Annotated in this window: 13 protein-coding genes; 8 read left to right on the top strand and 5 right to left on the bottom strand. The window is 72.3% G+C overall.

Annotation, left to right across the window (positions count from 1 at the left end; translation table 11 throughout):
• Positions 1 to 86: 86 nt before the first annotated feature.
• The 5 genes from Vse01_RS28185 to Vse01_RS28200 are packed head-to-tail and all read left to right on the top strand — an operon-like array spanning position 87 to position 3,650.
• Positions 87 to 1,337: an outer membrane protein assembly factor BamB family protein gene (locus Vse01_RS28185; protein ID WP_093403286.1), complete on the top strand. Its 1,251-nt coding sequence runs from the start codon at positions 87 to 89 to the stop codon at positions 1,335 to 1,337.
• Positions 1,338 to 1,395: 58 nt separating this feature from the next.
• Entirely contained in the window at positions 1,396 to 1,932 is a 537-nt protein-coding gene (locus Vse01_RS28190; protein ID WP_232511185.1) for a WxL domain-containing protein, read from the top strand.
• A 59-nt stretch (positions 1,933 to 1,991) separates the two neighbouring features.
• Positions 1,992 to 2,219, top strand: a complete 228-nt coding sequence (locus Vse01_RS29535) for a hypothetical protein (RefSeq protein ID WP_232511186.1) — start codon at positions 1,992 to 1,994, stop codon at positions 2,217 to 2,219.
• Between the two features lie 20 nt (positions 2,220 to 2,239).
• Positions 2,240 to 2,533: a hypothetical protein gene (locus Vse01_RS29540; RefSeq protein WP_232511187.1), complete on the top strand. Its 294-nt coding sequence runs from the start codon at positions 2,240 to 2,242 to the stop codon at positions 2,531 to 2,533.
• Between the two features lie 25 nt (positions 2,534 to 2,558).
• Positions 2,559 to 3,650: a hypothetical protein gene (locus Vse01_RS28200; protein ID WP_198413169.1), complete on the top strand. Its 1,092-nt coding sequence runs from the start codon at positions 2,559 to 2,561 to the stop codon at positions 3,648 to 3,650.
• 53 nt (positions 3,651 to 3,703) lie between these two features.
• Here Vse01_RS28200 and hisC read toward each other — a convergent pair whose 3' ends face one another.
• From hisC to hppD, 4 genes are read right to left on the bottom strand one after another with little or no spacing between them, the layout of a single operon-like run.
• Positions 3,704 to 4,804: a histidinol-phosphate transaminase gene (gene hisC, locus Vse01_RS28205; RefSeq protein ID WP_093403287.1), complete on the bottom strand. Its 1,101-nt coding sequence runs from the start codon at positions 4,802 to 4,804 to the stop codon at positions 3,704 to 3,706.
• On the bottom strand, positions 4,801 to 5,769 hold the full coding sequence (locus Vse01_RS28210) for an RDD family protein (RefSeq protein ID WP_093403289.1): 969 nt from the start codon (positions 5,767 to 5,769) through the stop codon (positions 4,801 to 4,803). Before Vse01_RS28210 ends, hisC begins: the two co-directional genes overlap by 4 nt.
• A 22-nt stretch (positions 5,770 to 5,791) precedes the next feature.
• The gene (locus Vse01_RS28215; RefSeq protein WP_093403290.1) at positions 5,792 to 6,529 is read right to left on the bottom strand and encodes an RDD family protein; all 738 of its coding nucleotides are present in this window, start codon (positions 6,527 to 6,529) and stop codon (positions 5,792 to 5,794) included.
• Positions 6,530 to 6,540: 11 nt separating this feature from the next.
• Entirely contained in the window at positions 6,541 to 7,746 is a 1,206-nt protein-coding gene (hppD, locus tag Vse01_RS28220; protein WP_093403673.1) for a 4-hydroxyphenylpyruvate dioxygenase, read from the bottom strand.
• Between the two features lie 141 nt (positions 7,747 to 7,887).
• On the opposite strand from hppD, the gene Vse01_RS28225 reads away from it, so the two are divergent.
• On the top strand, positions 7,888 to 8,373 hold the full coding sequence (locus tag Vse01_RS28225) for an Lrp/AsnC family transcriptional regulator (protein ID WP_093403292.1): 486 nt from the start codon (positions 7,888 to 7,890) through the stop codon (positions 8,371 to 8,373).
• 15 nt (positions 8,374 to 8,388) lie between these two features.
• On the opposite strand, the gene Vse01_RS28230 is transcribed toward Vse01_RS28225, so the two are convergent.
• On the bottom strand, positions 8,389 to 9,375 hold the full coding sequence (locus Vse01_RS28230) for an ArsR/SmtB family transcription factor (protein WP_093403294.1): 987 nt from the start codon (positions 9,373 to 9,375) through the stop codon (positions 8,389 to 8,391).
• Between the two features lie 81 nt (positions 9,376 to 9,456).
• Here Vse01_RS28230 and Vse01_RS28235 point away from each other — a divergent pair, with 81 nt between their 5' ends.
• Positions 9,457 to 10,737 (top strand): MFS transporter, encoded by a 1,281-nt coding sequence (locus Vse01_RS28235; protein ID WP_093403674.1) that lies wholly within the window; start codon positions 9,457 to 9,459, stop codon positions 10,735 to 10,737.
• 98 nt (positions 10,738 to 10,835) lie between these two features.
• Complete coding sequence (locus Vse01_RS28240; protein WP_093403676.1) at positions 10,836 to 12,272, top strand: outer membrane protein assembly factor BamB family protein; 1,437 nt, start codon at positions 10,836 to 10,838, stop codon at positions 12,270 to 12,272.
• Positions 12,273 to 12,478 lie beyond the last annotated feature (206 nt).

Consider the following 12,478-nt stretch of genomic DNA (forward strand, 5'->3'; position numbering starts at 1 on the left):
GGGCGAGCCGGGGGCGGGCGGGCTGGCGGGGCGGCTCGGGGGCGGGCCCGGAGGCGGCTGGGTAGGGTGCCGTGCGGAGGTGCGGCATGGGGTGGGCGGTGGGTCGGCGGCGGTTCGTGGCGGCGGTGGCGGCGGTGGGTGTCGCCGCGACGGTCGGGGTCATCGCGTACCGGGTCCTGGCGCCGGCCGAGGTGAGCACCCCCGCCCGGGACGACTACCCGGCGCGGAGCACGCCGGCCCCCGGGGTGACCGGCCGCCTGCCGGTTGCCCCGCTGATCGTCGACGGCCGGCTGCGGGTGTACGCCGCGCCCCGGCAGGTCTACGCCGACCAACCCGTCGACAGTCGTAGCCGGCGCACCCCGTACTGGTCCTTCCGGCGTTGGCCGGCGAGTCTGGACGCGGTGGTGGCGAGCGGGACGACTGTGGTGAGCCGCTGGTCGGACGGGCAGCTCGTGGCGATCGACGCGCGTACCGGTCGGCTGGCCTGGCGGGCGGACGGGCCGGAGCCGGCATCGGAGCGGGTGGCGCGGCGCACCGGCACGGCCGTCGTCTGGCGGCCGAGCGGGCTTGCGGTGAGCCGGACCGTCGATGGCCGCCACGTGGTCGTCAGCTCCGGCGAGGGTGAAATCCGGGCGGTCGATCTGGCGGACGGCGGGCAACTGTGGCGGGCGGCTGTGGGTTCCGGTTGCCGCGAGCCGGTGGGCAGCGGCTCCGGTGGCCGGCTGCTGACCGTGGACGACTGTGAGGGACCGGCGGCCATCGAGTTTCGGGACACCGCAACCGGCATGGTGACGACCAGGTGGCGTCCGCCGGATGCCGGTGACGAGCTGACGGCGACGCTGCTCGGCTGCGAGCCCGACGGCGTCGGCTGTGCCGCGCTGCGGACCGCCGGCCCCGGGGACGCGTCCGCGCAGGGCTGGCTGCTCGGCTCGGCAGCGCCGGTCCAGGCGCCGGTTCTGGACGGCTCGGCCACCGAACTTGTCGACGGGACGGCGGTGAACGTGGTCGACGGGGTGCTCGTCGGCCGGGCCGTGCCCGGTGGTGAGGAACGCTGGCGGGTCGAGGTCGGCCCCGGTCGGGTGATCGCCGTACAGCCCGGCCGGGTGCACGTGCTGACCGAGGCGAACGAGCTCGTCACGCTGGACCCGGCCACCGGTGCGCGATCGTCCAGCTTCGTGCTCGACATCGGCTCCGACGGCACCGGGTGGGCACCGGGCGACGCGTACGCGGCCGACGGGTTCGTGGTGGTGGAGCGACTGCGCCGGCCGGTCGATCCCGACGCTGACGACCAGCGGTACTACCTCACCGCCGAATCGTTGATCATCGCCGCGACCTGACGACCGACGCCCCACGGCCAGCTCGACAAAACGGACATAAGTTACTTATAGTCCCACTGTGCGTCTCTTGGCAGCCCTGCTGGGCGTGATCATGATTCTCGTCGGTGCCGCTCCGGCGGAGGCCGCCGCGTCGGTCGGGCGCAGCTTCCAGTTGGCCAAGACCGAAGGGGTGGACATCACCGTGCCGGCGACGGTCAACCTTGGTACCGGCTTCACCGGTGGGGTGCTTACCGGGCCGATGGGTCGGGTCGAGGTGACGGATGTCCGTGGCCCGGTCAACCCGAACACCTGGGTGGCCACCGTCTCCGCCACCGTCTTCATTACCGGCGGGGGTGGGGCGCAGCGGACCATCTCCAACGGCTCGGTCTTCTACTGGTCGGGGCCGGCGGTGCAGAGCACCGGCGGCGGCACGCTGGTGCCGGGCCAGCTCACCCAGGCGCAGGTGGTGGCCCTCAACGTGACCCGTGAGGCGTTCCGGAAGACCTCCGGCAATGGCAACAACCGCGTCGCCTGGAACCCGAGCCTGCGCATCGTCGTGCCGAACGGGATCATTGCCGGCACCTACACGGGCACGATTACCCGCTCTGTCGCCTGATGGGTTATTTGTCCAAAAGATCCTGCTGTGTGCCAACCGTGCGCTTTAGCGTCATCGGCATGAGGAAGCCACTTCTTACCCTGACCGCCGCCGCGGCCACCGTGGTGGCCCTGGCGGCACCCGCCGCCGCCGCGCCGTCCGGCGACACCATCGTGACCTTCACGGTCTCCACCGCCAACCTGGACATCGCCGTGCCACCGGCGGTGAACCTCGTGCCGCCTTCGCCGGCTCCAGCATCACCGGTGAACTCGGCAACGTCACGGTCACCGACAGCCGGTCGGCGCTGACCGCCACCTGGACGGCCACGGTGAGCAGCAGCGCCTTCACCACCGGCGGCGGCACTCCCGAGGAGACCATCCTGCCGAACCTGGTCGAGTACTGGTCCGGCGGCGCCATCTCGACGACCGGTACCGGCACCTTCGAACCAGGCCAGCCCACCCAGGCCGACGCGGTCGTGCTGAACGTGCCGAGGGTCGCCTTCTCCAAGACGTCCGGCTCCGGCAACAACTCCGCGACCTGGGCACCGGACATCCGGATCACCATTCCGGGCGGTGCGGTCGGCGGCACCTACACGGGGGTGATCACCCATTCGGTGGCATGACCGCGTCAGCGCCCTCGCCCTGGCCGTGACCGTCCTGGTCACTGCCGGGGCACCGGCATCGACCGCGGCCGGGGCGGTGCCGGCGTCCCGGGCGGTGGCACACCCCGAACCCGCTCCGCCCGAGGTCGTCGACCGACCGGCGGCCGACCGTCGGGACGGCCGCTCCCGGTCGCCGCAGCCGAGCGGCAGCGCCTCGCCGAGCCCCAGCGGCCCGCCCGTCTCGGTAGGGGTGCGCCTGCTCGACGCGCCGGTGAACCGCCGCGACGACTCCCGGGCGCACAAGTACATTGTCGACCACGTCAAGCCCGGGACCACGATCAAGCGGCGCATCGTGGTCAAGAACTCCTCGGAGGTCCAGCGCAAGGTCGCGCTCTACGCCGCCGCGGCGGCGGTGACGAAGAAGGGTTTCGTCATCGCGCCGGACCGGACCGAGAACGAGTTGAGCAGTTGGATCCGGGTGGAGCCCGCAGAGGAGGCGCTGGCCGCGGGTGAGGAGGCAGAGGCGCTTGTCACCATCCGGGTGCCGCGCGCCGCCGAGGCCGGTGAACGGTACGCGGTGGTGTGGGCCGAGATCTCGGGCACGGACGGCCAGCAGATCCGCAACGTGGGTCGAGCCGGCATCCGGGTCTACCTGTCGGTGGGGCCAGGCGGGGAGCCGCCGTCCGGCTTCGAGATCGGGCCGCTGACCGGCCTGCGGGAGCCCGACGGCACGCCGATCGTCACCGCCGACGTGCGCAACACCGGGAAGCGGGCGCTCGACCTGGCCGGCGAACTCCGGCTCGCCGACGGGCCGGGCGGTCTGTCCACCGATCCGGTCCGGGTCGAGGCCGCGACGCTGCCCCTGGGCGGCAGCACCACCGTCCGCGTCGCGCTGGACTCCCGCCTGCCCGACGGGCCGTGGTCGGCAAAGCTCGACCTGGCCAGCGGCTGGACCAAACGCAGCGCCAATGGCACTGTCAGCTTCGGCGGCACGACCGTTCCGGCGGCGGCCAGCGCCGACCGGTCGAGCACGGTGCTGGCCGGCGGACTTGTCGCCTCGGGGCTGGTGCTGGCGCTGCTGTTCGGTCTCGCGTACCGGCGGCGGTCGCAGCAGCGGGAGCCGGTGCCGCAGGAGTAGCAGACTCGGGCCGGTCCGCTGGGGGATGGCGGACCGGCCCGGTACGGCCTGGTCTAGCTCAGGGCGGCCTCGGCCGCCGCCAGGAAGGCGTCGTTCTCGACCGGCGTGCCGATGGTGACCCGTACCCCGTCACCAGGGAACGGCCGCACGATAACGCCCCGCGACTCGCATGCCTTGCCGAACTCCACCGACCGGTCACCCAGCGGCAGCCAGACGAAGTTCGCCTGGCTGGCCGGCACGCCGGGAACGAGTTTGGTCAACGCCTCGCCGACCCGCTCGCGCTCGGCCACCACCAGCGCGCACCGCCGGCGCACCTCGTCGGCCTGGGCCAGCGCGGCCAACGCGCCCGCCTGCGCCGCCATGCTTGTGGAGAACGGCGTGACGACCTTGCGGACCGCCGCCGCCACCTGCGGCTGCGCGACCAGGAAGCCGATCCGCAGGCCGGCCAGACCCCACGCCTTGGAGAGGGTGCGCAGCACCGCCACGTTCGGCCGATCGGCATAGCCCAGCCAGTCCGGCACCTCCGGGTCGGTGACGAACTCCCGGTACGCCTCGTCGATCACCACAAGCACGTCGTCCGGTACGGCGTCGAGGAAGCGGTCCAGCTCGGCCCGGCGTACGGCTGTGCCGGTCGGGTTGTTGGGGTTGCAGACCAGGATCATCCGGGTGCGATCGGTCACCGCCGCGGCCATCGCCGCCAGGTCGTGCCCGTGCGCGGCGTCGTTGGGCACCTGCACGCTTGTCGCGCCGCTGGTCGCCGCGATGATCGGGTACGCCTCGAACGAGCGCCACGAGTAGACGAGTTCGTCGCCCGGCAGGCAGGTGGCCCGTACCAGGTGCTCGGCCAGCGCCACCGAGCCGCAGCCGGTCGCCACCCGGTCGGCGTCCACCCCGTACCGTTCGGCGAGCGCCTGGCGGAGCGCGACCACGCCCATGTCCGGGTAGCGGTGCGCCCCGGCGACGGCCTCGGTGACCGCCTCCACCACACCGGGCAGCGGGCCGTACGGCACCTCGTTGCTGGCCAGCTTGATGGCCTCGGGCAGGCCCAGCTCACGAGCCAGGTCGGCCGGGCTGCGTCCGGGCACGTAGTTGGGTAGCGCGTCCAGGTCGGCGCGGGTCAGCCGCACCGCCGCCTGGTCTCGTCGGTCGGTCATGGGGTCTCTCCCGGGGGGTTGGCGCGGTCGTCGGGGGTACGCGGAAGCTGAACCACCACGGTCTGCGCCCGCTTGTCGTGCAGCGCCTGCCGTAGCGGATGGTCGAAGAGCGGTGAGAGCGCGTCGATCAGCTGGAGCAGCAGGCCGAGGCCGCAGCAGTACCAGAGCAGCGTGGGCAGGCCGAGAGTGTTCCAGCGGCGCAGGGCCCGGCCGAAGCCCAGTGGTGCGTCCGCCTCGACCGGCACCGCCCTGACCCTTAGCAGCCGCTTGCCGAACGTCTGCCCACTGGCGGCCATCGACGGCACCTCGTACGCCAGCCAGAGCGAGGTGGCGATGAGCAGGATCGTCACGACCAGCGCACCGGCCTGATCACCGGCGGCGGGCAACGGGTCGGTGGTGCGGTCCTGGTCCTGCACCCGACGCCAGAACTCGTCGAGTGGCGCCGAGAGTTCCTGGAGGTAGCGCCAGACGAACCAGCCGTTGACCAGGGCGTTGAGCAGGAGGACGATGCCGAAGTCGATCAACCGGGCACTCAGCCGGGCACCGAACGAGGCCAACGGCATCCCGTGCGGACGGGGGGCCGGCGGGCGTCCGGGCCAGGTCGGGTACGGCCAGCCGGGCGGCGGCCCCTGCGGCGTGTCACCTGTCGGCCAGGCCGGCGGCGCGCCCGGAGATCCCTGACCGCCGGGCCAACCCGGTGGCGTTCCGCCGCCCGGCTGCCCTGTCGGCGGGCCTTGCGGCCAGGTGACCGGTGGGGTGCCGCCGGACGGCAGGTCGGCTGCGGGCGGTGCCGAGGCGGACGCCGGGGAGGTGGGCTCCGGCGCCGGCTCGGGCTCGGGCTCGGGTGGGCCCTCGGGCGGCGTGACGTCCACCGGGATGGGCGCGCCGATCCAGCCCTCACCGTCCCAGTACCTGCGGGTTTCCGGGTCGGCGGGGTCGACGTACCAACCGGGTGCCACGCTCACGGCGAGGCCTCGCTGCGCTCAGTCACCTCGACACCTTAACGACGACGGTCCCGGCGAACTTGTCGTGGAGGCACTGCTGCCAGGGCTTGTCCCACAACTGCCAGAGGCCGTCGACGTAACTGCCGCCGGGCACCAGCGACCCGCCCACGAACTCCACGAGGTATCGCTTCCCCGCCATCCGTCGATCGAGGGTGCCGGTCGGGTCGAGCGGCACCACCTGGAGGCCCATCACCTTCTTGCCCAGAGTCTGGCCCGTCCGCTTGAGGTACTCGACGTGGTACAGCCAGTAGATGCCGAACATGATCACGAGAGACGCGGCCTGGAGCAGCAGCATCGGCAGCAGGATCTCCACGACGAACAACCCGGGTTCCGCCACGGTGCCGTCCGGGTTGGTCTCCGGATTCACGGCCAGCATCCGGGCCATGAAGATCACGAAAAGCGGCCCGAACACCACCAACAGGGCAGCGACGACGACGGCGGTGTCGATCAGGTACGCCAGCAGCCGGTCACCGAAGCTGGCCAGCGGCTGCCCACCCGGCCCCAGCACCGGCGGTGGCGGCCCGGCAGCCCAGCCGGCCGGTGGCGGTCCCACCGGCCAGGGCGGCTGGGACGCGTACCCCGGCGGACCTGGCTGTCCCGGCGGCGGCTGGACGGGCGGCGCCCACTGTGCCGGAACCTGGGGTGGGCCGGCCGGTGGCGCGGCACCGCCGGCCGGGGGCTCGCCGGCCGGCGGTGTCGGGTGCGTGGGTGGCTGGGTCACGCTCGACAGTGTTACAGGTTGCCGCGCTTTTCCTGCTCCCGCTCGATGGCCTCGAAGAGCGCCTTGAAGTTGCCCTTGCCGAAGCCGAGCGAGCCATGCCGCTCGATCAGCTCGAAGAAGACCGTCGGACGGTCCTGCACCGGCTTGGTGAAGATCTGCAGCAGGTAGCCGTCCTCGTCCCGGTCGACCAGGATCTTGCGGGACTTGAGCTCCTCGATCGGTACGCGTACCTCGCCGATGCGGGCGCGCAGTTCCGGGTCGTCGTAGTACGAGTCCGGGGTCTCCAGGAAGTCGACGCCGGCCGCCCGCATCGCGTCCACGCTGGCCAGGATGTCGTTGGTGGCCACGGCGATGTGCTGGGCACCGGGGCCCTGGTAGAACTCCAGGTACTCGTCGATCTGCGACTTCTTCTTGGCGATGGCCGGCTCGTTGAGCGGGAACTTCACCTTGCGGGTGCCGTTCGCGACGACCTTGCTCATCAGCGCCGAGTAGTCGGTGGCGATGTCGTCGCCGATGAACTCGGCCATGTTGGTGAAGCCCATGACCCGGCGGTAGAACTCGACCCACTCGTCCATCCGACCCAGCTCGACGTTGCCGACCACGTGGTCGACCGCCTGGAAGAAACGCTTCGGCTGGACCCCGGCGTCGATCATCGGCTGCCGGTCCACGATCGGGCCGCGGGCGACGAAGCCGGGCAGGAACGGACCGGTATAGCGGGACCGGTCGACGAGCGTGTGCCGGGTGTCGCCGTACGCGTCGATGACCGCGAAGCGGACCGTTCCGTGCTCGTCGGTCATGTCGGTCGGCTCGGTCCGGCCGTTCGCGCCCTGCTGGACGGCGTGCGAGTAGGCCGCGTCGACGTCCGGCACCTCCAGCGCGATGTCGATCACGCCGTCGCTGTGCTTCGTCACGTGTTCGGCGCCGGGCGCGTCGGGGCGTACTGCGCCGGTCAAGACGAAACGAGCGGAACCGCTGGTCAGCACGTACTCGGCGTAGTCCCGGTAGCCCTGCTCCGGTCCCCGGTACGCCACGCAGGTCATGCCGAACGCCGTGGAGTAGTAGTGCGCCGCCTGCTTGGCGTTGCCCACCATGAAGTGGACGTAGTCGAGGCCCTTGACTGGAAACGGGTCCTTGCTGGTGTCGTGGTCGACGGCGCCGACGAGAGCGTCGACGTCCACCTCCTCGGTCGGCTGGGGTCGGTCGATCGCCTGGGTCATGGTGGCCTCCCTCGCGTACCGGCCGGCCTGGTGGGCCGACGGGATCGTGTGCTGTGTGCCGAGCATCGCGGTGCCCGGGCGCACTGGGCAACCCTCACGGCGTACGCTGGTCAGGTTGCACAAACGGTATGGTGTCCACGCATGAACACTGGTCAGATTGCTCAGCTGGACGAGCTGGACGTGCGACTCATCGAACTGCTCGCCGAGGAACCCCGGATCGGCGTGCTGGAGTGCTCGCGTCGGCTGCACGTGGCTCGGGGGACCGTCCAGGCGCGGCTCGACAAGCTGGTCGGGCGGGGCGTCATCGCCGGGTTCGGGCCTGATCTCGGCCCGGCCGCGCTCGGCTTCACGGTGACCAGCTTCGTCACCCTGGAGATCAGTCAGCGGCACGGGCACGACCCGGTCACCCGTCATCTGGCGGCGATTCCCGAGGTGTTGGAGGCACACACCATCACCGGCTCGGGCGACCTGCTCTGCCGGATCGTGGCCCGTTCGAACACCGACCTGCAACGGGTGATCGATCAGATCGTGGCGTACGAGGGCATCACCCGCGCCTCGACGATCATCGCGCTCGCCGAGCAGATCCCCTACCGCGTCCTTCCGCTGCTGCGCTCGGCGGTGCAGTGAAGGAAGGGCGCCGGATCAGTCGGCGGTGAGGGCGTCGCCGAGCGGGGTGCGGCGGTACCGGACGGATCGGCCGGACCGGACCCGGGTGATCAGGCCGGCGTCGCGCAGCACGGACAGGTGGTCGCCGACGCCGCCCAGGCTCATCCCGAGCTGCACGACGAGTTGACTGGTCGTGGCGGGCAGGGCGAGCGCCCGCAGCACAGCCGCGCGGGAGCGCCCGACCAGCCGGTCCAGCGCGTCCTCGGGGCGGCCGGGGTCGGGCGGCCCGAGCAGCTCGGCCACCCCGGAGGCCCGGTAGACGATCGCGAACGGCCACGGCGGCTCGACGTAGTTGATCATCATGCCGAAGACCGTGGGGATGAAGAGCAGGCCCCGCCCGTCCAGCGAGTAGCTGCGGGGGTCGCGGTCGGCCACCTCGATCGCGCCGAGGCCGCCGCCGGAGACCCAGCGCAGCCTCGGGTCGAGATCCGCCACGGCGGCCCCCCAGCCGTACGCGAGCAGGCGGCCCGCGCGATGGACCAGGTCCCGTTCCAGCACCGCCCGAAGTCGCGGCCAGTCCGGCTGCACCAGCGCCATCCAGGACGCCTCGATCGCGTCGGCCAGCCGGTCGACGACGTCCGGCGAGTCGTAGATCCGGCGGGCGTACGCCGGTGGGGTGCGCAGTCCGACAAGGTTGCGGGACAGTTCGTCGCGGGCCTGCCCGAGCGGCGTGGCCCGGACCACGGCCAGCTCGTCGGAGAAGGTGCGGCCGATGCCGTCGGGTGGCGGCTGGATGAAGTCGGCGTTGTAGCCGCCCCGGCGTAGCAGCGCCATCAGCGCGCCCACCGCCGGGTAGTCCCGGCGCAGTTGCTCGAAGACTGATCGGGTGCGGGCCACCCAGGGGGCCAGCCCCGGCACGGCGTGCTGGCCGGCGTGGACGCGCAGCGCCCAGACCGCCTCGCCCAGCGGCGAGATGGCGTACCGACTGGCCGCCACGTCCGCCGGAGTGACCTCGATCCGCATCGCCCGACCTTTCGTTCTCCAGCGAAAGGATAGAGCGGTCCGATGCGCGCCACCACGCTGGTCGGCGTGGACAACACCAGCATGAACGCGCCGAAGGTGGCCGACCGGCAGGCCACCTTCCGGGACGTCTTCGCCGTCGCCGAGTTCCGGGTGATCTTCGCGAGCTACGGGATCTTCATTATCGGCGAGACGGTGAAGATGCTCGCCCTCTCCGTGCTCGTCTACGAGCGCACCGGATCCGGTCTGCTGGCTGCCCTCGCGTACGTCACCGGATTCCTGCCGCACGCGCTGGGTGGGCTGTTCCTGCTGGCCCTGGCCGACCGGTGGCCAGCCCGCGCCCTGATCGTCGGCTACGACCTGGTGCGACTGGCCGTGGTGGCGGTGCTCGCCACGGGTCTGCTCCCCCCGGCGGCGATGCTCGGCCTGGTCGCCGTCGTGGCCCTCTTCGGCCCGGTGAGCAGCGCGTCGCGTACCGCGCTGCTGCCCGAGATGCTGCACGGTGACCGGTACGTGCTGGGTCGTTCGCTGCTCACCGTGGCCGCCGGGGGTACGCAGGTGGCCGGGTTCGCCGTCGGTGGCCTGCTGTTGGGGCTGGTCGGCCCGTACGGTGCGCTCTGGCTGACGGCGGCGACCTGTGGCCTCTCCGCATTGCTGGTGCGGTTCGGGTTGGCGCCTCGTCCCGCCCGCACCGGCCGGGCGGTTGCCGGCCCGCGGCCCGGTGCGTTCCGGGAGACCCTGCGGGTGAACCGGCAGCTGCTGGCCGACCGCCGGATCCGTGGCCTGCTGCTCGCCCAGTGGCTGCCGGGGTCACTGCTTGTCGGTGCCGAGGGGGTGGCGGTGCCGTACGCGGCCGGGCTCGGGCCGGGTGCCAATGCCGGCATCCTGCTGATGGCGGGCGCGGGCGGCATGCTTGTCGGCGACCTGTTGGTGGGGCGATTCGTCGCGCCCGCCCGGCGGGAACGCTGGACGCCGTGGCTGGCCCTGCTGCTGGGCGTACCCATGCTGGTGTTCCTGGCCCGGCCGGTGCTGCTGCCGGCGGCGGCCCTGTTCGCGGTGGCGACCGCGGGCTTCGCCTACCAGCTCGGGCTGGCCCGACGGTTCCTCGACGCGGTCCCCGAGGTACGCCGGGGGCAGGCTTTCGGCCTGGTCAGCACCGGCATGATGGCGGCGCAGGGGTTGGCCGCCGCCGGGGCCGGCGCGCTCAGCGAGGTGCTCGCGCCGGGGCTGGTGATGGCCGGTGCCGGGGCTGCTTCGATCATCGCGACGCTGCTTCTCTGGCCTGTCCTCGCCCCGGGTGGCCGACGCTCACCTGCGCCTCCGGCGCAGTCCACGCCGGCTCCTGTGGTGTCCGCTGACCGCTGAGTCGACCAACGTGCTCGCGGTGCCGCCCACGCGATCTTTCCGGTGCGACACGCGGGGCGGTGCGGGCGGTGTTCGGCGCGGATGGCTACCGTGTCCCGGTGGCGAAGGGGAGCGGCCTCGGCGTACGTAGCTGGCTGCTGCTCGGCCTGATCACGGTGGTGGTGCTCGCCGCTACCGGAGTCTGGAACCCGTTCCCCACCATGTGGGACTGGATGAACCGGCCCCAGCCGATCTCCCAGCCGGACGTGGTCTGGCAGCAACGTATCGGTGGCACCCCGCGCAGCGTCACCATCGCCGGTGAGAGCGTCGTGATCGAGCAGCGCACCCGGGTGGAGGCCCGCAGCCTGGCCGCCGGCACGCAGCTCTGGGAGCGCAAGGCCGACTGGAGCGCGGTCACCGGCGCGGGGCGGGAAGCCGTGGTCGTCGTGGGCAAACTGCTGGTCAAGGGGTACGAGGTGCTCGACCCCACCACCGGGGTGACCCGCCGTCGCGACGATGATGCGGTGGCGGTCTGGACCTACCGCAACCTGCTGCTGGACGCCCGCTGCGTGGAGGCCACCGACTGCACGTTGAGCGCCTGGGACCCGCGCGGCACCGTTCCGCTGTGGACCGCCTTCCTGCCCGGGGTCAGCACCGGCCTGCTCGCCGACAACCCGAATCTGCTCGACAGCCGGCGGCTCACCAGCAACCGGATCGACGGCGAGGTGGCCGGCCCGGAGGCGGTGCCGCCGCTGCTCGGCTTCCCGGTCGACGGGCGGGTGCACGTGGTGGACACCGCCACCGGCCGGGTGCTGCAGAACGTCGAACCCGGCCGGGAGGAGCGGCTCGCCGTGATCGGTGGGCGTCTGCTGCGCATCACCGCCCGGTCTCAGGACGGCAGTTGCTACTACGCGATCTCCGGTCGGGACTCGGCCACCGGACAGGAGGCATGGCAGCAGTCGGGGCTCAACCTCCGTACCGCCGACAGCGCCGGTTGCGTGCAGCGGGAGGACCCGTACGGTGCCCGGAACGTGGTGCTCGGCGTTTCGCCGGACGGCCGGGAGGTGGTCCTCGACGGGTACGACGGGCGGCTGTTGCTGGTCACCGCCGACGCCGAACGGGTGCTCGCCGTCGACGACCGGTACGCGTTGGTGCGTGCCGCCGACGGCGGTGCCGTCTCCGCCCGCGAACTCGGTGCCGGGCGGACCCGGTGGAACCGGCCGGCGGGGAAGAAGGCGGGTGCGGCCCTCACCCCGTACGCGGCGATCGTCGCCGACGAGAAGCCCAACCGGCTGGTCGCGCTCGATCCGCGGACCGGGCGGGAACTGGCCGTGCTGCGTACCTCGGCGAACGCCCTCGCCGTGGGGCCCGCCGGCATGGTGATCGGGGAGGGCCGGGAGATCGGGTACGTCCGGTTCGGCGCGGCGGCCGGTGGCACGCCGGGCGAGGCCGACGGGGCGGACCCGGGCCCCGCCGGCAGCGGCGCGGTGCCGCAGCCCCAGGACAGTTGTGGTCCGAAGAACGAGCTGTGCGCCGCCCCTGACCCCGGTAAATGATCGCGCCCCCCGGCGGGTGGGACGGACCCAACCTTCTGCCCTAGGCTTTGCCGTCATGAGCGAGCGGCAGCGAGCGAATCTTCAGCCCGGTGCGGTGGTGCCTCACGGCGGCACGGAGCGAAGCGGAGTGTCGTCGTGAGCGAGCGGCAGCGAGCGAATCTTCAGCCCGGTGCGGTGGTGCCTCACGGCGGCACGGAGCGAAGCGG

This window comes from Micromonospora sediminimaris (assembly GCF_016863575.1).
Taxonomy (GTDB): Bacteria; Actinomycetota; Actinomycetes; order Mycobacteriales; family Micromonosporaceae; genus Micromonospora; species Micromonospora sediminimaris.